Origin of the sequence: Mesorhizobium sp. SP-1A (assembly GCF_032460275.1) — a bacterium.
Lineage (GTDB): Bacteria > Pseudomonadota > Alphaproteobacteria > Rhizobiales > Rhizobiaceae > Mesorhizobium.
In genome coordinates this window covers 459,981-482,527 of record NZ_JAVXZD010000004.1, presented here as the reverse complement: position 1 = coordinate 482,527, position 22,547 = coordinate 459,981, and the positions used below count along the sequence as shown (strand labels likewise).

The window sequence follows — 22,547 nt, the reverse complement described above, 5'->3', positions numbered from 1 at the left end:
GCCGGATCGGCGATCAATGCTGGCGCATCTTCCGACACCCCCTTTCATCCTGTTCCGGGACGATCTCGCCGGCCGCGAAGTGCTGTTCGAGAAGCCTTCGCGCATCATCGTCGCCGAGGACGCGCAAAGCTTCGAGGCAGCCTTCGAAGCCGCCCAGGCCGCGCATGAGGCAGGCAAATGGCTGGCCGGCTATTTCTCCTACGAGGCCGGCTACCTGCTGGAGCCGAAGCTGGTTCCGCTGCTTCCCGAAGGCCGGCGCGCGCCGCTTCTGTGCCTCGGAGTGTTCGACGCCCCCTCGGATCGCGCCTTGCACGGCCCTTCCCGGCCCGACACAAACGGCCCGATCTTCGATGCGCGCGCCACATGGTCCTTCGAGGACTATGAGAAGCGCTTCTCGCGCCTGCACCGGCACCTGCGCGAAGGCGACTGCTATCAGGGCAACCTGACCTTTCCGATCCACGCCCAATGGACGGGCGATGCGCTTGCCGCGTTTGACGCGCTGACCACCCGCCAGCCCGTGCGCTACGGGGCGCTGGCCGCGCTCGGCGGCCCCGTCGTCCTGTCGCGTTCGCCGGAGCTTTTCTTCGAGGTGGACGGCGAAGGCTGGATCGAGACCCATCCCATGAAGGGCACGGCCCCGCGCGGCGCCACCGGGGAAGAAGACGAGCGGCTGAAGAACTTCCTGCGCACGGACGAGAAGAACCAGGCCGAGAACCGCATGATCGTCGATCTGCTGCGCAACGACATCTCGCTCATCAGCGAGGTCGGCTCGCTCGACGTGCCCGAACTCTTCCGCATCGAGACCTATCCGACCGTGCACCAGATGGTGAGCCGGGTGCGCGCGAAGCTGCTGCCGGACCTTCCCATCCGCCGCATCTTCGCCGCACTTTTCCCTTGCGGTTCCATCACAGGCGCGCCGAAAATCCGGGCCATGGAGATATTGCACGATCTGGAAGGCACACCGCGCGACATCTATTGCGGCTCGATCGGCTGGATCGCGCCGGGCGGCACCATGCGTTTCTCGGTGGCGATCCGCACCATTTCGCTCTTTCCGGATGGAGAAGCGGTCTACAATGTCGGCGGCGGGGTGGTATTCGATTCCACGGCTGAAGAGGAGTACAGGGAGTGCCTCTTGAAAGCACGCTTCGCCACGGGGACGGCCCCGGCTTCGAGCTGATCGAAACGCTGCGCTGGCAGCCCGATGGTGGTCTCGCCGGCGGCACCGACGGCGCCCTGGATGGCGGTTTTGTCCGCCTGGAACGTCATCTGGCGCGGCTTGCCGCCTCGGCAAGCGCCCTCGGCTTCAGCTGCGACCTCGACAGGATCGCGGCGCTCTTGCGGGAAACGGTCGGCGAACCCCGCGACCCGCAGCGCGTGCGCCTGCTGCTTGCGCGGGACGGCCATGCGACGGTTTCGACCCATCCGCACGAGCCCACCCCGGAAGGCAGGGTGTGGAAGGTGCGGGTCGCGCGGACGCGGCTGGATTCCTCCGACGCGCTGCTCAGGCACAAGACCAGCCGTCGCGTGGCCTATGTGCGGGCGCGGGCCGAATTCCCGGCGCCGGAGGCCGACGAGGTGTTGCTGGCCAACGAACGCGGCGAATTGTGCGAGGGCACCTTCACCTCCATCTTCGCCGATTTCGGCGACGGCATATTGGCGACGCCGCGGCTGGATTGCGGCCTGCTGGCCGGCGTGCTGCGCGCCGAGATGCTGGACGAAGGCCATGCCTATGAAACGGTGTTCGGACCGGAAGATCTGAAATCCGCCGTTTCGCTGTTCGTCGGCAATTCGCTGCGCGGGCTCGTCCCCGCCACCCTGGCCTAACCGGCCGGTGTTGCGGCCAGGACGCGGGCAAGCTATCCCGGCAACCGGACAACGAGCGGCGACGACGTGACCATTCTGCCCGTACACACGCCCTATGACGGTTCCTCCAGGCTTTTCGCCATCGGGCTGAGGCCGCTCGACCTCGCCGACTGGATCGAGGTGGACTCCAACCTGCTGGCGCATCTGGCCGAGAAGCGCCGGCTCTACGGCGAGATGGCCGACAAGGTCTTCGTCGAGCAGCCGGGAACGCGCGAGGCGCAGCAGGAGGTGCTGGACCTGCTGCGCGCGCATCTGGCCTCGCGCTGTCCGGACACCCATCGTGTCGACCGCGACCAACTCGAAGTGATCGGCGCCGACAACGGTCCGGCTTTCAGCGACGCGCCGCTGGTCGCCGCTTCCCTGCTGGTGCAGGAAGACCTGATCCTGATGCGCCGGCACGAGGACGGCTGGCGCCTCGATGCCGGCGCGCTGTGCTTTCCTTCGTCCTGGTCGCTCGCGGAGAAATTCGGGCGGCCGCTGCAGGAAATCCATCGCCCTGTGCCGGGTTTCGGCCCCGGCACGCGCCCCGATGCGCTGATCATGCGCATGTTCGACAATCTGCTCGTCGAGCAGCCGGTGCAACGCTTCAACTGGTCCATCCAGGCCGGCGACGATCTCTACCAGCCGCTTTCCGACAGCCAGCGCGACGTACGCGCCACCACCCGGCCCTCCAACTTCCCCGACGGGGACGTGAACGCGCATGCCTTCCTGCGCGTGGAACGCCAGACGCTGCGCAAACTGCCGCTTTCCGGCGACATCCTCTTCACCATCCGCATCCATCTCGACCCGCTGCGCGTGCTGGCCCGGCATCCGGACCGGGAAAGGCTGGCGGCCTCCTTTGTCGAGCAGCTCATGGCGCTGGACCAGGTCCAGCTCGACTACAAGGGCCTGAGCGCCGACCGCGACCGGCTGGTCGCCACCCTGGAGCATCTGGCCGTGCCGGCCTGACCTCGCGCATTTTTTCTGGCGTCCGACACCGATCTGTGATTTTTGCGCGCCACTATCGGCAAAGGCGCTGAACCGCGGAGAAGGCGATAAATGGCGAACGAGAAATGGCCCGTCTACGGTGAGATCACCGGCCCCATCGTGATGATCGGCTTCGGGTCGATCGGGCGCGGAACGTTGCCGCTGATCGAGCGTCATTTCAAATTCGACAGGTCCCGCATGGTGGTGATCGACCCCAGCGAGGCCAATCGCAGGCTGGCCGACGAGCGCGGCATCGCCTTCGTCAAGGAAGCGATCACCAAGGAGAACTACAGGAAGGTGCTCGAACCGCTGCTGACCAGGGGCGGCGGCCAGGGCTTCTGCGTGAACCTGTCGGTCGATACCGGCTCGGTCGACCTGATGCGCTTCTGCCGCGAGCTTGGCGCGCTCTATGTCGATACCGTGGTCGAGCCGTGGCTCGGCTTCTATTTCGACGCCGATGCTGACAACGCCTCGCGCACCAACTACGCCCTGCGCGAAAGCCTGCTGGCGGAGAAGCGCCGCAAGCCCGGCGGCCCGACCGCCGTGTCCACCTGCGGGGCCAATCCCGGCATGGTGTCGTGGTTCGTCAAGCAGGCTCTGGTGAACCTCTCGAACGACCTCGGCCTCGATTTCGAGGAACCGGCGCAGCACGACCGCGAAGGCTGGGCACGGCTGATGCAGAAGGCCGGCGTGAAGGGCATCCACATTGCCGAGCGCGACACGCAACTGACCAAGAAGCCGAAGCCGCTCAACGTGTTCTGGAACACCTGGTCGGTCGAAGGCTTCATCGCCGAAGGCCTGCAGCCGGCGGAACTCGGCTGGGGTACGCACGAGAAATGGATGCCGGCCAACGCGAAGGAGCACAAGGAAGGCTGCAAGGCTGCGATCTTTCTGGAACAGCCCGGCGCCAACACCCGCGTTCGCAGCTGGTGCCCGACGCCCGGCGCGCAATACGCCTTCCTCGTCACCCACAACGAGGCCATCTCCATCGCGGACTTCTTCACCGTGCGCGGCGACGGCGGCAAGGCGCTTTACCGGCCGACCTGCCACTACGCCTACCACCCCTGCAACGACGCCGTGCTTTCGCTGGACGAGATGTTCGGCGCCGCCGGCAAGGCGCAGCCGGTGCAGCATGTGCTGGACGAGGACGAACTGGTCGAGGGCAAGGACGAACTCGGCGTTCTGCTCTACGGCCACGGCAGGAACGCCTACTGGTACGGCTCGCAGCTTTCCCTCGAGGAGGCGCGCCGGCTGGCCCCCTATCAGAACGCCACCGGGCTTCAGGTCACGTCGGCCGTGCTTGCCGGCATGGTCTGGGCGCTGGAGAACCCGGAAGCCGGCATCGTCGAGGCCGACGAGACCGACTATCGCCGTTGCCTCGAAGTGCAATTGCCCTATCTCGGCCCGGTCAACGGCTACTATACCGACTGGACGCCGCTGGAGGGCCGCCCCGGCCTCTTCCCGGAAGACATCGACGCCGAGGACCCGTGGCAGTTCCGCAACATTTTGGTACGCTAACCGTTATCCCCACCGTGCCCGATATCTTGCAATCGCCCGAAAATCGGGTGATTGAAAACGGGCGGACCGAGGAGAGGATTTCAACCATGGATTTTGTGCGCAAGATGCTTTCTGCCACTCTTGTGGCAGCGACGGCGGCGGCCCTTGCAGGCTGCACCACCGCCGGCCCGGAAGCGGGCCCGATCTCGGCCGCGCCGAAGGGCGTCGAGGGCTCGTGGGTCGACGCACAAGGCACCGGCGTCTCGACCTTCTCGGCCGGACGCTTCCAGACCGTCGCCACCGACACCGGCCAGAAGCTGTCGGACGGCAGCTACAGCATGACGGGCGCGACTTCGGTCGAAATCCACGGCACCTCGCTGATCCGGCAGTCGCCCATCGCCTTCAACTGCCTGATGGTGTCGACCAGCCAGCTCAACTGCACCTCCTCCGCCGGTCAGAACTTCGTGCTGACACGGCGCGGATAAGCGTCACCGCCCTGTCGGCGTCCATGCTCGACCGTCTGCCGGTGCAGGCATTCCAGCCGGCCGCACCAACGGCCGGCACGCGGTCGTTTGCATCGCCCTTGCGGGGTGCGGCCACACGTTGCATTGCATCGCCGTGGGCGGCGGATAGTTTCGCGCGCAACGGATCGGACGTAGACTGGCCGGATGGCTGAGGGTCCGACACGAGCAACAATGACCGGGCGGCGCCTTGCACGGCTTGCCGCTGGAGACCGATTTCATGGCGCTTTCTGAACCCGTCGGCAGAGAAACCGCGACCACGGCAGCGATGTCCGCACCGGCCCCTGCCGCGTCGAATTCCAGCAAGGCCGGGGTCATGCTGGTCAATCTCGGAACGCCGGACGGCACCGACCCGCGCTCCATGCGCCGCTATCTGGCCGAATTCCTCTCGGACCGGCGCGTCATCGAATGGCCGCGCGCCATCTGGTATCCGATCCTGCACGGCATCGTGCTGAACACCCGGCCGAAGAAATCGGGCGCGCTGTACGACAAGATCTGGAACCGGGAGCAGAACGAATCCCCGCTGCGCACCTTCACGCGCGCGCAGGGCGAGAAGCTCGGCGAAGCGCTGAAGGAAACCGGCGTGCATGTCGATTGGGCGATGCGCTACGGCAGCCCCTCCATCGAAAGCGTGCTCGACAGGATGCTGGCCGAGGGTTGCGAGCGCATCGTCATGTTCCCGCTCTACCCGCAATATTCGGCCACCACGACCGCGACCGTGAACGACAAGTTCTTCGAGGCGCTGTCGAAGCTCCGTGCGATGCCTTCGGTGCGCGTCGTGCCGCCCTATGCCGGCGAGCCGGTCTATATCGAGGCGCTCGCCCGCTCCATCGAGACGCATCTCGCCACGCTCGACTTCGAGCCGGAGGTGGTGCTGGCCTCCTATCACGGCATCCCCCAAAGCTATGCCCGGCGCGGCGACCCCTATCCCGCGCAGTGCGAGCAGACGACGCGCCTGCTGCGCGAACGCCTGGGCTGGGACGAGAAGAAGCTGATGGTCACCTACCAGTCCCGCTTCGGTCCGGAGGCGTGGCTTCAGCCCTATACCGACAAAACGGTGGAGAAGCTGGCCCGCGACGGCGTAAAATCGATCGCCGCCTTCAATCCCGGCTTCGTGGTGGACTGCCTCGAAACGCTGGAGGAGATCGCCGGCCAGGCATCCGAGATATTCCATCATGCCGGCGGCAAGAATTTCACCCACATTCCCTGCCTGAACGACAGTCCCGAAGGCATGGCGGTGATCGAGACGCTGGTGCGGCGGGAACTGTCCGGCTGGATCTGATCCGCGGCCACTTTCCACAATCGGCCTTGCCGAGATTGTAACCCCGCCGAAACGCCCTTAAGTGTTTGTCCAGGATGGAGGCGGCCGGGCGATTGTCCGGGCGCTCGATGCGGGGAGAGCACATGGAATTCACGGGTTTCGATCTGGTCATCCCGGTGCTTGTGGTGCTGGTCCTGCTGGTGCTGTTCACCGGCATCAAGACCGTGCCGCAGGGCTACAACTATACGGTCGAGCGCTTCGGCCGCTACACAAAGACGCTGACCCCGGGCCTCAGCCTGATCATCCCCTTCATCGACCGCATCGGCGCGAAGATGAACATGATGGAGCAGGTGCTGGACGTTCCCACGCAGGAGATCATCACCCGCGACAACGCCATCGTCGGCGTGGACGGCGTGGCTTTCTTCCAGGTGCTGAGCGCGCCTCAGGCGGCCTACCAGGTCGCCGGCTTGCAGAACGCGCTCCTGAACCTGACCATGACCAACATCCGCACCGTCATGGGCTCGATGGACCTGGACGAGCTCCTGTCCAACCGCGACGCCATCAACGAGCGGCTGCTGCGCGTGGTGGACGAAGCCGCCCATCCCTGGGGCATCAAGGTCACGCGCGTCGAGATCAAGGACATCAACCCGCCCGCCAACCTGGTCGAATCCATGGCCCGCCAGATGATGGCGGAGCGCGACAAGCGCGCCCAGATCCTCGCCGCCGAGGGCCTGAAGCAGGCGCAGATCCTCGAAGCGGAGGGCCGCCGCGAGGCCGCCTTCCGCGACGCCGAGGCGCGCGAACGTTCGGCCGAGGCCGAAGCCCGCGCCACGCAGGTCGTTTCCGAGGCCATCGCCAAGGGCGACGTGCAGGCGATCAACTACTTCGTGGCGCAGAAATACACCGAAGCGCTGGCCAAGATCGGCTCGGCCGGCAACTCCAAGATCGTGCTGATGCCGATGGAAGCGTCGTCGCTGGTCGGCACGCTGGGCGGCATCGGCGAGATCGCCCGCGAGGTGTTCAAGGGCGAGGCGCCGGCGCAGCCTCAACGGAATGCGGCGCGGCCGCCGCTGGTCCGTTCGAGCGACAGCTGACCGGCTGACGGGCAACGGCCATGATCGCGAATCTGGTCTTCGAACTCGGTCCGTGGAACTGGATGGTCCTCGGCCTGATCCTGCTGGTGCTGGAAATCCTGATCCCCGGCGTGTTCATGCTGTGGATCGGCATTGCCGCGCTGCTGATCGGAACGCTGTCGCTGCAATTGTGGGATGCCGGCTTCTGGACGTGGCAGGTGCAGGTCGTGGCCTTCCTGCTGCTGTCGCTGGCCTCCGCCTATGTCGGCACGCGCATCATGCGCGGCCGCAACGGCGAATCCGACCAGCCGCTGCTCAACCGCCGCGGCGAGCAGATGATCGGCCGCACCGCGACGCTCGCCGAACCGATCCGCGAGGGACGCGGCCGCATCCAGCTTGGCGACACGCTCTGGCGGGTCTCGGGACCTGACCTGCCGGCCGGAACCCGCGTGCGCGTCACCGGCACGGCAGACACCGATCTGGAACTGACGGTCGAGCGGGTGGAGTAGTCAGGCCGCGCCCAGGCGCAGCAGGTCGTGGAAATGCACCATGCCGACCGGCATGTCGCCCTCCGTCACCACCAGCGCGCTGATGTTGTGCTTGTTCAGCAGCGCGATCGCGGCGCCGGCGAACATCTGCGGCCCGATGGTCTTGGGCGTGGGCGTCATCACCTCGTCCACGATCGTCTCGGCAAGGTTGCGATGAAGGTTGCGGGCCAGATCGCCGTCGGTGACGATGCCGGCCAGCCGGCCGTCATTGTCCACAACGCACACGCATCCCACCTTCTTCTGCGCCAGCGTCATCACCGCCTCGGGCATCTTGGTGCCGAGGCGAGCGAGCGGAATCTGGTCGCCTGTGCGCATGATCTCGGCAACGCGCGTCAGGTTCGCGCCGAGCTGGCCGCCGGGATGGAAGGTGCGGAAATGGTCGGGCGTGAAACCGCGCGCTTCCAAAAGCGCGATCGCCAGCGCGTCGCCGGTGACCAGTTGCAGCAAGGTCGAGGTGGTGGGCGCCAGTCCGTGCGGACAAGCCTCCGGAGCACGGGGAAGCAGCAGCACGACATCCGCCGCGCGCGCCAGCGCCGAGGACTTGCCTGAGGTCAGGGCGATGAGCGGAATGGAGAAGCGGCGCGAATAGGCGATAATGCCCTTCAGCTCCGCGCTTTCTCCCGACCAGGACAGCGCGATGATGGCGTCGTCCGCCGCGATCATGCCGAGATCGCCGTGATTGGCCTCGACCGGATGGACGAAGAAGGCCGGCGTGCCGGTGGAAGCCAGCGTCGCCGCTACCTTGGAGCCGATATGGCCGCTCTTGCCGACGCCGGTGACGATCACCCTGCCCTTGATGGTCGAGATGATCTCCACCGCGCGGGCGAAAGGTTCCGCCAGCCCGTCCTGCAGGGCCGCGGCGAGAGCCTCGATGCCCGCCTGTTCGGTGGTGACTGTCCTGAGCGCCGATTCGATGGCCGATTGCGGGTCCGCCAGCGGCATCTTTGATGATTTCATCTGCATGTCGGATGCGATTAGCGCGTTGCGTGCGCGCTGTCCAACGCAACCTTCGAGGCAGCGGCGTCTCAACCCTCCGTTAACCATCACAATTTACGGTTCGGTAAAAATTTCGGCGCGCCACGCGCCGTGGAAAATGGTGACGATGCCGCGGGGATTTCGACAGAGCCGGACGGGGAAGACGGCCCGCGCATTGCTGCTGGCCGCGGCCGCCGTCGCCCTTCTGCGCCCGGCTTCGGTACAGGCGCAGAGCATCGGCCTGCGCGGTTCCATCACCGATCCCGCCCTGCCCCAGCAGCCCTTCGCCGATCCGCTGGCCGGGGCGGCCGCATCCGCCTCGGCCGTCACCGATCCGCTGTCCACGGCCGCGACCGTGCCGTACCAGCCGGTCAGCCCCGGCGCCGTGCCCGATGGCGACAATGCCGGCGGATCGACCCTGGATGTGCCGGACACCGCGGACGTCGAGGTCTCCCCCACGCCCGCGCGGCCGAAGCGGCAGGGCGGCACTGGCCGGTCCGGCGACGGGGACGCCGCCGATGCCGCCGCACCGGCGAAACCCAAGACGGCCGCCATAGCCGAAGACGAAACGGCGCAGGGGCCGGCAAATCCCCGGGCCATGACGCTGGACGCGGATGAAAAGCAGCCGCTCGACCCGCGCGCCGAGCGGACGGGCGCGATCGAGGCCGGCAACAGGAAGCCGGATGACGACCCCTTCGCCCCGGTCGGAATAAAGGCCGGCTCGTTCACGCTCAGGCCGTCGATCGAGCAGGGCGTCACCGCCACCTCGAACGCCGATTCGAGCTTCGGCGGCAGGCCCGCCACGCTTTCCGAAACCACCCTTCGGCTGGATGGCATATCGGACTGGGCCACCAATTCGGCGAAGATTTCCGGCTACGGCACCTTCCGCCGCACCATTTCCGGCTACGACGTCAAGGATGCGCGCGGACGCGTGGACGGCGAACTGAACCTCGACCTGGATCACGATTGGCGCGCCATAGCCAAGCTCGGCTATGAGGCCGCACCCGAGGGCGCCGACTCGCCCGTGGTCATTCAGGGCACGGTTTCCCAACCCCTGCGCCAGACCATCGACGGCAGCCTCGGCGTGACCAAGGACGTCGGCAAGATGCGCCTCGGCCTGACCGGGGAAGTCAGCCGCGATATCTATGGGGATGCCGACCTGTCCTCCGGCGGCGTGCTTTCGCAGAAGGCCCGCAACTCCACGCTCTACACGGCCACCTTGCGCGCCGGCTACGAGATATCGCCCGCACTGACCCCGTTCGTGGAACTGGAGGGCGGCCGCCGCGTCTTCGACCAGCGCATCGACGACAGCGGCTATGAACGCTCGTCCAACCGGGTGGGCGCGCGCGCCGGCCTCGCCCTGGACCTGGGCGAGAAGCTCAACGGCGAGATCGCGGCCGGCTGGCTGCGGGAATCCTTCGACGACGACCGACTGGCGGCGCTCGCGAGCCCTACGGTCAAGGCCGATTTCAAGTGGTCGCCCGAGCGCGGCACGATCATCGGGCTGCGCGGCGACACCACCCTGGAAGACACGACCACGCCGGGCGAAAGCGGCTCGGTGCTCTATTCCGGCCAGTTGACGGCGGAACGGCGCATACGCGCCGACCTGACGGCCAAGGCGGCTCTCGGCCTCGGCTGGCGCGATTATCTCGGCTCGGACGGGCACGACCTCATCTACAACGCCGAAGCCGGCCTGACCTGGTGGATGAACCGCTATGCCGGCCTCACCGGGCGCGTGCGGCACGAGAGCGTGAAGAGCAACCTGCCCTATCGCGACAGCACGACGAACAGCGTCTATCTCGGTCTCACCCTGCAGCGATGAGCGGCGCGAGGCGCGCCGCTCGCGCCCGTTCTATCCCGCCGCAGCCTGCCGGCGCGCCGGCTCGGCTTCGTCCAGAAGCGTGCGGATGGACGAGGCCATGCTCTGGTTCATGTCGCTGCGCCACAGGGCGAAGGCGACGTTGGCCTCGACGAAGCCTTCCGGCGAACCGCAGTCGAAGGTCCTGCCCTTGTAGTGGTAACCGTAGAAGGGCTGCTTCTTCTCCAGTTTCAGCATCGCGTCGGTAAGCTGGATCTCGTTGCCGGCGCCACGCTCCTGATCCTCCAGGATGGAGAATATCTCCGGCTGCAGGATATAGCGGCCGTTGATGTAGAAATTCGACGGCGCCGTGCCGCGCTTGGGCTTCTCCACCATGCCGGTGATGTGGAAGCCGCTGGAAATATCCTTGCCGCGCCCGACGATGCCGTATTTGTGCGTTTCGGCCGGATCGCACTCCTCCACCGCGACGACGCTGCCGCCGGTTTCGTTGTAGAGCGTCACCATGTCCTTCATGCAGCCGCGATCCGGCAGCGTGATCATGTCCGGCAGGAGCAGCGCGAAGGGTTCGTCTCCAACCAGCTCGCGCGCGCACCACACCGCATGGCCGAGGCCGAGCGGCACCTGCTGGCGCGTGAAGCTGGTCTGCCCCGGCATCGGCTGGAGCCGCTGCAACCGGGAAAGCTGGTCGTCCTTGCCGCGCTCGGCCAGCGTGTGGTTGAGCTCGAACTGGATGTCGAAATGGTCCTCGATCACCGCCTTGTTGCGGCCGGTGACGAAGATGAAATGCTCGATGCCGGCGTCGCGCGCCTCATCCACCACATATTGGATGACCGGACGGTCGACCACCGTCAGCATTTCCTTCGGAATTGCCTTGGTGGCAGGAAGAAAGCGCGTGCCCAGGCCGGCGACCGGAAAGACTGCCTTGCGTACTTTTTTCATGCCCGATTATCCGTGTTGCGGGTTTCTTCGGCAATGCCCGTTTTACGGGACATTTTCACGCCTGAATTGAGGATTAATGAACAGTCCCCTTCTCCAAGCTATAAGCATAAAGGTTGTTTTTCGTTCCCGGCGGTTTCCATGGTAAACCAAATCCTAACCGGGTCCTGCAATGATTGATCTTCCTGCGACCCTATAGGAGGACAACATGCTCGCTCGCGCCATCGCAAGGCGTATGGTCGGCGTTGCCGCCGCAACGGCCCTTTCGCTGGCCCTCATCGTGCCGTCCGGCCCGGCTTTTGCCGATGCCGGCTTCAGGAACTGGATCGCGTCCTTCCGCGCCACGGCCGTGAGCGCGGGCGTTTCGGGCGGCGTCTACGATCGCGCCTTCCGGGGCATCAGCGATCCCGATCCCGAGGTCCTGCAAAAGGCCCGCTACCAACCCGAATTCACCGCGCCGGCCTGGGACTATTTCGACAACCGCGTGCACGAGCAGGCCGTCGCCGACGGCCAGGCGCTGGCGCGCAAATGGAAGCCATGGCTCGACCGCATCGAGCAGCGCTTCGGCGTCGACCGCTACACGCTGCTCGCCATCTGGTCCATGGAATCCAACTATGGCGAGACGCTGAAGCGCACCGACATCATGCGCAACGTCATCCGCTCGCTGGCCACGCTCGGCTATGGCGACCCCAAGCGCGCCAAATTCGCGCGCTCGCAGCTCATCGCCGCGCTCAAGATCCTCCAGACCGGCGATATCGACGAAAGCCACCTGATGGGCTCCTGGGCGGGCGCCATGGGGCACACCCAGTTCATTCCCACCAGCTACCAGACCTATGCCGTGGACATGGACGGCAACGGCAGGCGCGACATCTGGAATTCCGTGCCCGACGCGCTGGCCACGGCGGCCAACCTGCTGCACAGGAACGGCTGGCAGCCGGGACGCACCTGGGGCTACGAGGTCGCCCTGCCCGCCAGCGGCAAGTTCCCCTCCGGGTCCATGTCGATCGCCAAATGGCAGGCACTGGGGGTCGCCCGCGCCAACGGCAAGGCGTTCCGCAATACGTCCGACCGGGCCGAGCTGAAGCTGCCGGGCGGGCGCGAAGGCCCCGCCTTCCTGGTGATCAAGAACTTCTCGGTCATCAAGCGCTACAACAATGCCGACAAATATGCCTTCGCCGTCGGCCTGCTCGCCGACGAGATCGCCGGCTATGGCGGCCTGGTCCACGACTGGAACAGGCCCTTCACCAAGCTGTCCTTCGTCGAGAAGCAGGAACTGCAGCAGCGGCTGGCCGAGCGCGGCTATTACAGCGGCCGCTTCGACGGCAAGATCGGCGAAGGGTCCAAGGCCGCGATCATGAGCTTCCAGGCGCAAGCCGGCCTCGAACAGGACGGCAATCCGAGCTTGGAAGTGCTCAAATGGCTCAGGAAGCGATAGCTTCCTGGGCATGATCCCGTAAATCGCGCAGCGCCTTTCGGGATCGTGCTGCAAGCAAAAGGACAGGCGGAGAGACCGGCTTGGCTTCGGCAACGCGCATTCGCAACATTCTGCTGAGGACCCCGGTCCTGCTGGCGGCCGTTGCGATCATGGTGGCGGCGATCGCCGTCGTCGTCGCCATGCAGTCGCCGGCCTTCGCGCAGGAGCAGGGCTGGTCGCTGCGCGACCTCTTCTTTCCGCGCCGCGCCGAGCGCGTCTACCCGCCGGCGCCGCAGCTCCAGCGGCCGAAGCCCCGCAAGAAAGTGCGGGCGGCGCCCGCCCAGCCGGCCGAGCCGCAGATCCAGGCGGTCGAGAAAGCGCCGGACGCCCGCACCGTCCTGGTGGTCGGCGACTTCATGGCCAGCGGCCTTGCCGAGGGTTTGCAGGAACTTTTCGCCGACAATGCCGGCATCAGGGTGGTGGACAAGTCCAAGGGCTCGTCGGGCTTCGTGCGGGACGATTTCTACAACTGGTCCAAGGAGATCGGGCCGCTTCTGGAAAGCGAGAAACCGGCGGCGGTGCTGGTCATGCTCGGCTCCAACGACCGCCAGCAGATGAAGGTCGGCAACGAGCGCGAGCCGCCGCGCTCCGATGTCTGGACGATGGCCTACGAGGCCCGCACCAAGGATCTGGGCAAGGCGATCTCGGCCGCGAAGGTGCCGTTCCTGTGGGTCGGCATGCCTGCCTTCAAGCTGTCGCGCATGAGCGCCGACATGCTCGCCTTCAACGATATCTACAAGGCAGCCGCCGAAGCCTCCGGCGGCGAGTTCGTGGACATCTGGGAAGGCTTCGTGGACGAGAGCGGCGCTTTCGTCAGCACCGGTCCGGACGTGAGCGGCCAGCCCGTGCGCCTGCGCGCCGACGACGGCATCAACCTGACGCGCGCCGGAAAGCGCAAGGTCGCCTTCTATGCCGAAAAGCCTTTGCTGAAGCTGCTCGGCCTTGCAAGCCCGACAGGCGTGCCGGCCGCGCCGGCCCCTGCCAGCCCCAAGGTCGCCAAGCCCGAAGGAACACCCCCGGCGCTCGCCGACCGCACCCAGCCCATGCTGCTGGACGATCCGGCGCTCGACGGCGCTTCCGAGCTTCTGGGGGCTGCGCCGCGCCCGAAATCCGAGCCAGTCTCGCCCGCCGAGAAGCTGGTGGTGGAAGGCGTCGCCTCCAAGCCTTCGCCGGGGCGCGCGGACGAGTTTTCCGCACGGCCCCAGCCAGCGGCGCCGGCTACAGGCAAATCCGGCACCGCCGCGGGATCCGGCCCGGACACGACGACGGCGATCCGTCGATAAGGCGCTTACGCCGAAGGGAAAAACCTCAGCACGCCGGCGACCCGCGACCGGCCGTCATTGTCCGCCGGATGCTCGATCCCGTCGTTGACCGGAACTTCGGCAAAGTCGAACGGGCTCACGCCTTCCAGGCAGGCGACATTGACGCCGTACTGGCTGGTGTTCGACCGGCGCTGGTGGTGGGTGTAGATGCCGCAACGGGAGCAGAAATAGTGTCGAGCCGTTCCGGTATTGAAGCGATACTCGGTCAACAGGGCCTGGCCCTGATCGATGGTGACGCCGCCGACCTCGGCCGACACGGCAACCGCGCCCCGCATACGGCAGTAGGAGCAGGTGCAGCGGCGCGCCGTGCGCAGGCCGTCGCTTAGCCGCACATGGAAGCGGACGCCGCCGCAATGGCAGGCGCCGGACATTTCGACCCGGTCGTCGCTCGGCGACGTGGTCATCTCGGCAGCAGGGTCGAGCCCATCAGCGCCTCGTCGATGGAGCGCGCGGCCTGCCGGCCCTCGCGGATCGCCCAGACCACCAGCGATTGACCGCGCCGCACGTCGCCGGCCGCGTAGAGCCGTTCGACGCTGGTGCGGTAGTCGCGATCGTTCGCCGTCACGTTGCGCGACCGGCGGCTGTCGGTTGAAACCTGCATCTGGCCTTCCATCTCGGCCACGACTCCGCTGGAAAGCGGACCGGCGAAGCCGATGGCGATGAAGGCGAGGTCGGCGCGGATGACGAATTCGGTGCCAGCGACGGGCTTGCGCTTGTCATCCACCTCGCAGCATTTCACGCCGGTAAGCTGTCCGTCCTCGCCGATGAATTCCAGCGTCGCCACCTGGAACTCGCGCTCGGCGCCCTCGGCCTGGCTGGAGGAGGTGCGCATCTTGGTCGCCCAATAGGGCCACACCGTCAGCTTGTCTTCCTTTTCGGGCGGCTGCGGGCGGATGTCGAGCTGCGTCACCCGCACGGCTCCTTGCCGGAATGCGGTGCCGACACAGTCGGAAGCCGTGTCGCCGCCACCCACCACCACGACATGCTTGCCGCCGGCCAGAATAGGCTCTGACGGCCAGGCCACGGAGCGGATGTCCTCGCCGCCGACGCGCTTGTTCTGCTGCACCAGATAGGGCATCGCGTCATGGACGCCCTCGAGGTCGTCGCCCGGAATGCCCGCCGGGCGCGGTGTTTCAGAGCCGCCGCAATAGAGCACGGCGTCGTACTCGGCGAGCAGGTCCGTCACCTTCCTGTCCACGCCGACATTGACGCCGCAGAAGAAGGTCACGCCCTCGCCCTGCATCTGCTCGACGCGGCGGTCGATATAGTGCTTCTCCATCTTGAAGTCGGGAATGCCGTAGCGCAGCAGACCGCCCGGGCGGTTCTCGCGCTCGTAGACATGGACTTCATGGCCGGCGCGGCCAAGCTGCTGGGCGGCCGCCATGCCGGCAGGGCCCGAGCCGATAATGGCCACGCGCTTGCCCGTCTTCGCCTGCGGCGGGTAGGGCCGGATGTAGCCGGTCTCGTAGGCCTTGTCGGCGAGCGCCTGCTCGATCGTCTTGATGGCGACCGGAATGTCCTCGAGGTTCAGCGTGCAGGCCTCCTCGCAGGGCGCGGGGCAGATGCGGCCGGTGAATTCGGGGAAATTGTTGGTCGAATGCAGGTTGCGGATCGCGGTCGCCCAATCGCCGCTGTAGACGAGGTCGTTCCAGTCCGGGATCTGGTTGTGCACCGGGCATCCCGTCGGGCCATGGCAATAGGGCACGCCGCAATCCATGCAGCGGGCCGCCTGTTTCTCGACCTCCTTGTCCGACATCGGCAGCGTGAATTCGCGGAAGTGCCGGATGCGGTCGGCCGCGGGCTGGTACTTGTGCACCTGCCGGTCGATTTCGAGAAAACCTGTCACCTTGCCCATTGTCCAGTCCCTGAAGTCCAGTTGGCGGGCTTGCCGCCGCACCCGTTAGTCCCATAAGGCCGCCAAAGCAACCTTCGGAACCGGCGCCGATTTGCTGAAAGCGGCCGGGAAGCCAGGCTTCCCGGCAACTCGGAGGCTTATTCCGCCGCCACGCCCATGCGCAGCCGCTCCATTTCCTGCAGCGCCCTGCGGTATTCCACCGGCATGACCTTGCGGAATTTCGGCCGGTAGTCCGCCCAACGGTCGAGGATTTCCCTGGCCCGCGTCGACCCGGTGTAATGCGCATGGTTGGAGATGAGCTGGTAGAGGCGCTCCTCGTCATGGCTGGTCATGTCGCCGGAAACGTCGACGCGGCCCTTGTGGTCGATGTCGCCGCCATGGTGCAGCATCTTCTCCATCAGGTCGTCTTCTTCCGGCACCGGCTCGAGTTCGACCATGGCCATGTTGCAGCGCATGGCGAAATCGCCCTCCTCGTCCAGCACATAGGCGACGCCGCCCGACATGCCGGCGGCGAAATTGCGCCCGGTCTTGCCCAGCACCACCACCACGCCGCCGGTCATGTACTCGCAGCCGTGGTCGCCCACGCCTTCCACCACCGCGACGGCGCCGGAATTGCGCACGGCGAAGCGCTCGCCCGCGACGCCGCGGAAGTAGCATTCGCCTTCCACCGCACCGTAGAGCACGGTGTTGCCGACGATGATCGAGTCTTCCGCCACGATCCTGGTGTCGTCCGGCGGCCGGATGACGATGCGCCCGCCGGACAGGCCCTTGGCGACATAGTCGTTGCCGGCGCCGATCAGCTCGAACGACACGCCGCGCGCCAGGAACGCGCCGAAGGACTGGCCCGCCGTGCCGGTCAGCTTCACCGAGATCGTGTCCTCGCGCAGGCCCTTGTGCCTGAAGCGCTTGGCCACCTCGCCCGACAGCATCGCTCCCGCCGAACGGTCGACGTTGCGGATCTCGGCCTCGATCGTCACCGGCTGGCGTGCTTCCAGGGCCGGCCTGGCCTGCTCGATCAGCTTGCGGTCGAGCACGTCGTCGATCGGATGCTTCTGCCGCTCGGTCCAGTGCGTGGCCGCCGCCGGCGCCTCGGGCTTGTAGAACATCTTCGAGAAGTCGAGCCCCTTGGCCTTCCAGTGGCGGATGACCTCGCGCTTCTCCAGCAGGTCGGTATTGCCGATGATCTGGTCGATATGGGTGAAGCCCATCTCGGCCAGCAATCCGCGCACCTCTTCCGCGACATAGAAGAAGAAGTTGATGACGTGTTCGGGCGTGCCCTTGAAGCGCTTGCGCAGCACCGGGTCCTGCGTGGCGACGCCGACCGGACAGGTGTTGAGATGGCACTTGCGCATCATGATGCAGCCGGCCGCGATCAGCGGCGCGGTGGAGAAGCCGAACTCGTCGGCCCCCAGCAGAGCGCCGACGATGACGTCGCGTCCGGTGCGCAAGCCGCCGTCGACCTGCAGCGCCACGCGGGAGCGAAGGCCGTTCAGCACCAAGGTCTGGTGGGTTTCGGCAAGGCCCATCTCCCAGGGCGAGCCGGCATGCTTGAGCGAGGTGAGCGGCGAAGCGCCCGTGCCGCCGTCATAGCCCGAAATGGTGATGTGGTCGGCGCGCGCCTTGGCGACGCCCGCCGCCACCGTGCCGACGCCCACTTCCGACACCAGCTTGACCGACACGTCGGCCGCCGGATTGACGTTCTTCAGGTCGTAGATGAGCTGCGCCAGATCCTCGATCGAATAGATGTCGTGATGCGGCGGCGGCGAGATCAGGCCGACGCCCGGGGTGGAATGCCGCACCTTGGCGATGGTGGCGTCCACCTTGTGGCCGGGAAGCTGGCCGCCCTCGCCCGGCTTGGCGCCCTGCGCCACCTTGATCTGCATCATGTCCGAATTGACGAGATATTCCGCCGTCACGCCGAAGCGGCCCGACGCCACCTGCTTGATGGCCGAGCGTTCCGGGTTCGGCGTGCCGTCCGGCAGCGGGAAATAGCGGTCCGGCTCCTCGCCGCCCTCGCCCGTGTTGGACTTGCCGCCGATGGCGTTCATCGCCCGCGCCAGCGTGGTGTGCGCCTCTCTGGAGATGGAGCCGAAGGACATCGCCCCGGTCGAGAAGCGCTTGACGATCTCGACCGCCGGAATGACCTCGTCAAGCGGCACCGGCTTGCGGCCGGTTTCCTTGGCGTTCCTGATCTTGAACAGGCCGCGAATGGTCTGCGCGCGCGCCGTCTCGTCGTCGATTTCGCGCGAATATTCCTTGAACGTCTCCCACGAGCCCTTGCGCACCGCGTGTTGCAGCGTGGCGACGGCGTCTGGCGACCACATATGCGCCTCGCCGCGCATGCGGAACATGTATTCGCCGCCGACATCCAGCGCGTTGCGCAGCACCGGGTCGTCGCCGAAGGCGCGGGCATGGCGCTGCACCGTCTCGGCCGCGATCTCTTCCAGGCCGACGCCCTCGATGAGCGTGGCCGTGCCGGTGAAATACTTCTCCACGAAGTCGGACTTCAGGCCGATCGCGTCGAAGATCTGCGCGCCGCAATAGGACTGGTAGGTCGAGATGCCCATCTTGGACATGACCTTGAGGATGCCCTTGCCGATGGACTTGATGTAGCGGCTCACCACCTCGTGCTCGTCCACCTCGGGCGGGAACTCGCCGCGCCGGTGCATGTCGATCAGCGTGTCGAAGGCGAGATAGGGATTGATCGCCTCCGCGCCGTAGCCGGCCAGGCAGCAGAAATGATGCACCTCCCGCGGCTCGCCCGATTCCACCACCAGCCCGACCGCGGTGCGCAGCCCCTTGCGGATCAGGTGATGGTGCACGGCTGCCGTCGCCAGCAGCGTCGGGATGTCGATGCGGTCCGGGCCGATCTGGCGGTCGGACAGGATGATGATGTTGTAGCCGCCGGCCACCGCCGCCTCGGCGCGCTCGCACAGGCGCTCGATCGCGGCCGGCATGCCTTCCGCACCTTCGGTCGCGGCATAGGTGATGTCGATGGTCTTGGTGTCGAAGCGCTCCTCGGTGTGGCCGATGGAGCGGATCTTCTCCAGGTCCGCATTGGTCAGGATCGGCTGGCGCACCTCCAGCCGCTTGCGCCGCGAGGAGCCGACGAGGTCGAATATGTTCGGCCGCGGCCCGATGAACGAGACCAGGCTCATCACCAGTTCCTCGCGGATCGGATCGATCGGCGGATTGGTGACCTGCGCGAAATTCTGCTTGAAATAGGTGTAGAGCAGCTTCGTCTCGTCCGACATCGCCGAGATCGGCGTGTCGGTGCCCATCGAGCCCACCGCCTCCTGGCCGGTGACGGCCATGGGCGCCATCAACAGCTTCAGGTCTTCCTGGGTGTAGCCGAAGGCCTGCTGGCGGTCGAGCAGCGAGACGTCCTTGCGCAGCGCGCGCGGCTCCACCGGCTTCAGTTCCTCGAGGATGAGCTGGGTGTTGGCCAGCCACTTCTTGTAGGGGTGCTTGGCGGCGATCCCGGACTTCACCTCGTCGTCGGAGATGATGCGGCCTTTCTCGAGGTCGATGAGCAGCATCTTGCCGGGCTGCAGCCGCCACTTCTGCACGATGTGCTTTTCCTCGACCGGCAGCACGCCGGCCTCGGAGGCGAGGATGACCCGGTCGTCGTCGGTGACGATGTAGCGCGCCGGGCGCAGGCCGTTGCGGTCGAGCGTGGCGCCGATGCGGCGGCCGTCGGTGAAGCACACCGCCGCCGGCCCGTCCCACGGCTCCATCAGCGCCGCGTGGTATTCGTAGAAGGCCTTGCGGTCCTCGCTCATCAGCTTGTTGCCGGCCCAGGCTTCCGGGATCAGCATCATCATGGCGTGCGCCAGCGTGTAGCCGCCCTGGAACAGGAATTCGAGCGCGTTGTCGAAGCAGGCCGTGTCCGACTGGCCCTCGTAGGAGATCGGCCACAGCTTGGAGATGTTGTTGCCGAACAGCTCCGAATCGACCGAGGCCTGGCGCGCCGCCATCCAGTTGTTGTTGCCGCGCACCGTGTTGATCTCGCCGTTATGCGCGACCATGCGGTAGGGATGCGCCAGCTTCCACGACGGGAAGGTGTTGGTGGAGAAACGCTGGTGGACGAGGATCAGCGCGGTCTCGAAGCGCGGATCGGTGAGGTCCTTGTAATAGGCGCCGACCTGATAGGCCAGGAACATGCCCTTGTAGACGACGGTGCGCGCCGACAGCGACACGCAATAGGCGCCGATGTCCTTGTTGTCGTTCTCGGCATAGATGCGGCCGGAGATGACCTTGCGCAGCAGGTAGAGCCGCGCCTCATATTCCTCGTCGTCGTCGATGTCGGGCGTACGGCCGATGAACACCTGCCGGTGGAACGGCTCGGCCTCGGCGATCTCGGGCGCCTTGGACAGCGAGGAATTGTCGACCGGCACGTCGCGGAAGCCGATCAGCGGCAGGCCCTCCGACTGTGCCGACTCGCGGATGATCTCGTCTATATGCGCGCGCTGGGCCGCGTCCTGCGGCATGAACCAGTGACCTACGCCATACTGGCCGGCAGGCGGCAGCTCTATGCCCTGCTTGGCCATCTCCTCGCGGAACAGGCGGTCGGGAAGCTGCACCAGCACGCCGGCGCCGTCACCGACCAGCGGGTCGGCGCCCACCGCGCCGCGATGCGTCAGGTTCTCCAGCATGAACAGACCGTCCTTGACGATCTGGTGCGACTTCACGTTCTTCATATTGGCGATGAAGCCCACGCCGCAAGCGTCGTGCTCGTTGCGCGGGTCGTAGAGGCCTTGGCGCTCCGGCAGGTTGCCGCCCGTTCGCAGTCCGCGTTCGGCGGCGCTCGCTTTGGTCTGCGCGCCCGGCATGAAATCCGTCGTCACAGATGGCGTCGCTTGCCTCATCGTCCTGTTCTCCGTTGTGCGCCCTGGGCGCCCTGCGTTCGATGGGAAGCTGGGGGCTTCCCCCTTCACAATGCGTCGAAGCGTCTGGCGGGCTCCGGCTTGCGCCGGTTGCGGTCCTGCGGGCCAGGCTTCGGCATGCTTGTCCGTGCGGTCACGAAAACGGGCGGACAAGCGGCGCATGATACGCCCTTCCGCCCAGCATCACACCGATAAATGAGACAGCAATGCTGTCCTAATTAATGGCAGAATTCGAAATCGCGCACAAGACCGATTTGCAAATTTTCTAACGGCGCTGCGATAGAAAATTTCGAGAGGACGGAATCTGTCGCAACTTTCCCGCAAAAACCCCGAAGAGTCTTGTTTTTCGCACAGCGTGGCTTCACCAATTGCGATCGTCGGCCCTTGCGGCTGAATCGCAAAGACGCTCTGGTCGCGTCCTTCGGGCTATCTGAAGTTGCAACAGGAAAATACATGTTCTTCGCCTCCGACAATTGGGCGGGCGCCCATCCCGCTATCGCCGCCAGCCTTTCGGACAGCGCCGCCGGCTTCTGTCCCGCCTATGGCGAGGGGCCGCTGGACAAGGCCGTCACCGACAGGTTTTCGGAGATTTTCGAGCGCGAGGTGGCCGTGTTTTTCGTCGCCACCGGAACCGCGGCCAATTCCCTGTCCTTGGCAGCCTTCAACAAGCCCGGCGGCATAGCCTTTTGCCACCGCGAATCGCATGTCATCGAGGACGAATGCGGCGCGCCCGAATATTTCACCGGCGGATCCCGCCTCCGTGCCGTGGACGGTTCTCTCGGGCGCATCGATGCGCACGATCTCGAACGAGCGCTCTCCCGCTTCGCGCCCGAATTCGTCCATGCGGGGCGACCGATGGCCGTATCGATCACCCAGTCGACTGAAGCCGGCACCGTTTACAGCCTCGAGGACATCGAGCGGATTTCGGCGCTTGCGCGGCGTCATCGCCTGCCCTTGCATATGGATGGCGCCCGTTTTGCCAACGCGCTGGTCGCGCTGGACACCTCTCCGGCCGAGATGACCTGGAAGCGCGGCGTGGACGTACTTTCCTTCGGCGGCACCAAGAACGGCTGCTGGTGCGCGGAGGCCGTCGTGCTCTTCGATCTGGACCGCGCCCGGGACATGGCCTTCCTGCGCAAGCGGGCCGCCCAGCTTTTCTCCAAGTCGCGTTTCGTGGCCGCGCAGTTCGACGCCTATTTCCGCGACGGCCTGTGGCTGGAAACGGCCCGCCACGCCAATGCCATGGCAACGCGTCTCGCAGCCGCGATCGAGGATTCGGCTTCGGCGCGGCTGGCCTGGCTGCCCCAGGCCAATGAGGTGTTCGCGATCATGCGCAAGTCGGAGGCCGAGCGGATGCAGGCCCTGGGCGCCGCATTCTATGACTGGCATAGCCCGCACGGCTTCGACGGCCACATCGGCGAGGGCGAGTCGCTCTATCGCTTCGTGACCAGCTTCGCCACCACGCCGGAGGAAATCGACGGGTTCGGCAGGCTGCTTGCCGGATAACCCCGGCCCGGCATTCGCAAAAAAGAAACGGCGCCTTTCGGCGCC

17 protein-coding genes are annotated in these 22,547 nt (G+C 66.1%); 12 read left to right on the top strand and 5 right to left on the bottom strand.

The genetic code is table 11. The annotated features are described in order from the left end of the window. Positions 1-16 precede the first annotated feature (16 nt). The 8 genes from QU595_RS20675 to QU595_RS20640 all read left to right on the top strand — a co-directional run bounded on the left by QU595_RS20675 (position 17) and on the right by QU595_RS20640 (position 7,690). Positions 17-1,177 carry an aminodeoxychorismate synthase component I gene (locus QU595_RS20675; protein WP_315925385.1) on the top strand — a complete coding sequence of 387 codons (1,161 nt, stop codon included), beginning with the start codon at positions 17-19 and terminating at the stop codon, positions 1,175-1,177. Beyond that, a complete protein-coding gene (locus QU595_RS20670; RefSeq protein WP_315925383.1) occupies positions 1,126-1,824 on the top strand; it encodes an aminotransferase class IV family protein in 699 nt (232 codons plus the stop codon). Before QU595_RS20675 ends, QU595_RS20670 begins: the two co-directional genes overlap by 52 nt. Positions 1,825-1,890: 66 nt before the next feature. Then, positions 1,891-2,811: a DUF3445 domain-containing protein gene (locus QU595_RS20665; RefSeq protein WP_315925381.1), complete on the top strand. Its 921-nt coding sequence runs from the start codon at positions 1,891-1,893 to the stop codon at positions 2,809-2,811. Between the two features lie 90 nt (positions 2,812-2,901). Further along, positions 2,902-4,347 carry a homospermidine synthase gene (locus tag QU595_RS20660; protein WP_315925379.1) on the top strand — a complete coding sequence of 482 codons (1,446 nt, stop codon included), beginning with the start codon at positions 2,902-2,904 and terminating at the stop codon, positions 4,345-4,347. Positions 4,348-4,433: 86 nt separating this feature from the next. After that, positions 4,434-4,811 (top strand): hypothetical protein, encoded by a 378-nt coding sequence (locus QU595_RS20655; RefSeq protein WP_315925377.1) that lies wholly within the window; start codon positions 4,434-4,436, stop codon positions 4,809-4,811. 304 nt (positions 4,812-5,115) lie between these two features. Beyond that, entirely contained in the window at positions 5,116-6,129 is a 1,014-nt protein-coding gene (hemH, locus tag QU595_RS20650) for a ferrochelatase (protein WP_315925714.1), read from the top strand. Between the two features lie 122 nt (positions 6,130-6,251). After that, complete coding sequence (locus tag QU595_RS20645) at positions 6,252-7,202, top strand: SPFH domain-containing protein (RefSeq protein WP_315925375.1); 951 nt, start codon at positions 6,252-6,254, stop codon at positions 7,200-7,202. 20 nt (positions 7,203-7,222) lie between these two features. After that, a complete protein-coding gene (locus QU595_RS20640; RefSeq protein WP_315925374.1) occupies positions 7,223-7,690 on the top strand; it encodes an NfeD family protein in 468 nt (155 codons plus the stop codon). Here the strand turns inward: QU595_RS20640 and QU595_RS20635 are convergent, their stop codons facing one another. Further along, positions 7,691-8,692: a KpsF/GutQ family sugar-phosphate isomerase gene (locus tag QU595_RS20635; RefSeq protein WP_315925372.1), complete on the bottom strand. Its 1,002-nt coding sequence runs from the start codon at positions 8,690-8,692 to the stop codon at positions 7,691-7,693. It lies immediately after the preceding gene. Positions 8,693-8,831: 139 nt separating this feature from the next. Here QU595_RS20635 and QU595_RS20630 point away from each other — a divergent pair, with 139 nt between their 5' ends. After that, a complete protein-coding gene (locus QU595_RS20630) occupies positions 8,832-10,526 on the top strand; it encodes an outer membrane beta-barrel protein (RefSeq protein ID WP_315925370.1) in 1,695 nt (564 codons plus the stop codon). 30 nt (positions 10,527-10,556) lie between these two features. On the opposite strand, the gene galU is transcribed toward QU595_RS20630, so the two are convergent. Next, positions 10,557-11,462 carry a UTP--glucose-1-phosphate uridylyltransferase GalU gene (gene galU / locus QU595_RS20625; protein WP_315925368.1) on the bottom strand — a complete coding sequence of 302 codons (906 nt, stop codon included), beginning with the start codon at positions 11,460-11,462 and terminating at the stop codon, positions 10,557-10,559. Between the two features lie 205 nt (positions 11,463-11,667). On the opposite strand from galU, the gene QU595_RS20620 reads away from it, so the two are divergent. Both QU595_RS20620 and QU595_RS20615 read left to right on the top strand, forming a co-directional pair. Continuing rightward, positions 11,668-12,894: a lytic murein transglycosylase gene (locus QU595_RS20620; RefSeq protein ID WP_315925366.1), complete on the top strand. Its 1,227-nt coding sequence runs from the start codon at positions 11,668-11,670 to the stop codon at positions 12,892-12,894. An 80-nt stretch (positions 12,895-12,974) separates the two neighbouring features. Next, a complete protein-coding gene (locus QU595_RS20615; protein ID WP_315925364.1) occupies positions 12,975-14,216 on the top strand; it encodes a DUF459 domain-containing protein in 1,242 nt (413 codons plus the stop codon). A 5-nt stretch (positions 14,217-14,221) separates the two neighbouring features. Here QU595_RS20615 and QU595_RS20610 read toward each other — a convergent pair whose 3' ends face one another. The 3 genes from QU595_RS20610 to gltB all read right to left on the bottom strand — a co-directional run bounded on the left by QU595_RS20610 (position 14,222) and on the right by gltB (position 20,942). Next, on the bottom strand, positions 14,222-14,659 hold the full coding sequence (locus tag QU595_RS20610; RefSeq protein ID WP_315925362.1) for a GFA family protein: 438 nt from the start codon (positions 14,657-14,659) through the stop codon (positions 14,222-14,224). Further along, entirely contained in the window at positions 14,656-16,110 is a 1,455-nt protein-coding gene (locus QU595_RS20605; protein WP_315925361.1) for a glutamate synthase subunit beta, read from the bottom strand. The genes QU595_RS20610 and QU595_RS20605 overlap by 4 nt, the downstream gene beginning before the upstream one ends. A gap of 137 nt (positions 16,111-16,247) precedes the next feature. Continuing rightward, the gene (gene gltB / locus QU595_RS20600) at positions 16,248-20,942 is read right to left on the bottom strand and encodes a glutamate synthase large subunit (protein ID WP_315925712.1); all 4,695 of its coding nucleotides are present in this window, start codon (positions 20,940-20,942) and stop codon (positions 16,248-16,250) included. Between the two features lie 507 nt (positions 20,943-21,449). Here gltB and QU595_RS20595 point away from each other — a divergent pair. After that, entirely contained in the window at positions 21,450-22,502 is a 1,053-nt protein-coding gene (locus QU595_RS20595) for a low specificity L-threonine aldolase (RefSeq protein ID WP_315925359.1), read from the top strand. Positions 22,503-22,547: the final 45 nt, after the last annotated feature.

Bases quoted from the DNA above. Each gene is read 5' to 3' on its own strand.
- QU595_RS20605 (WP_315925361.1), bottom strand. From the start codon at position 16,110: ATGGGCAAGGTGACAGGTTTTCTCGAAATCGACCGGCAGGTGCACAAG.
- QU595_RS20635 (WP_315925372.1), bottom strand. From the start codon at position 8,692: ATGCAGATGAAATCATCAAAGATGCCGCTGGCGGACCCGCAATCGGCC.
- QU595_RS20630 (WP_315925370.1), top strand. From the start codon at position 8,832: ATGCCGCGGGGATTTCGACAGAGCCGGACGGGGAAGACGGCCCGCGCA.
- QU595_RS20610 (WP_315925362.1), bottom strand. From the start codon at position 14,659: ATGACCACGTCGCCGAGCGACGACCGGGTCGAAATGTCCGGCGCCTGC.
- QU595_RS20620 (WP_315925366.1), top strand. From the start codon at position 11,668: ATGCTCGCTCGCGCCATCGCAAGGCGTATGGTCGGCGTTGCCGCCGCA.
- QU595_RS20645 (WP_315925375.1), top strand. From the start codon at position 6,252: ATGGAATTCACGGGTTTCGATCTGGTCATCCCGGTGCTTGTGGTGCTG.
- QU595_RS20660 (WP_315925379.1), top strand. From the start codon at position 2,902: ATGGCGAACGAGAAATGGCCCGTCTACGGTGAGATCACCGGCCCCATC.
- QU595_RS20595 (WP_315925359.1), top strand. From the start codon at position 21,450: ATGTTCTTCGCCTCCGACAATTGGGCGGGCGCCCATCCCGCTATCGCC.
- hemH (WP_315925714.1), top strand. From the start codon at position 5,116: ATGTCCGCACCGGCCCCTGCCGCGTCGAATTCCAGCAAGGCCGGGGTC.
- QU595_RS20675 (WP_315925385.1), top strand. From the start codon at position 17: ATGCTGGCGCATCTTCCGACACCCCCTTTCATCCTGTTCCGGGACGAT.
- QU595_RS20655 (WP_315925377.1), top strand. From the start codon at position 4,434: ATGGATTTTGTGCGCAAGATGCTTTCTGCCACTCTTGTGGCAGCGACG.
- gltB (WP_315925712.1), bottom strand. From the start codon at position 20,942: ATGCCGGGCGCGCAGACCAAAGCGAGCGCCGCCGAACGCGGACTGCGA.
- QU595_RS20640 (WP_315925374.1), top strand. From the start codon at position 7,223: ATGATCGCGAATCTGGTCTTCGAACTCGGTCCGTGGAACTGGATGGTC.
- galU (WP_315925368.1), bottom strand. From the start codon at position 11,462: ATGAAAAAAGTACGCAAGGCAGTCTTTCCGGTCGCCGGCCTGGGCACG.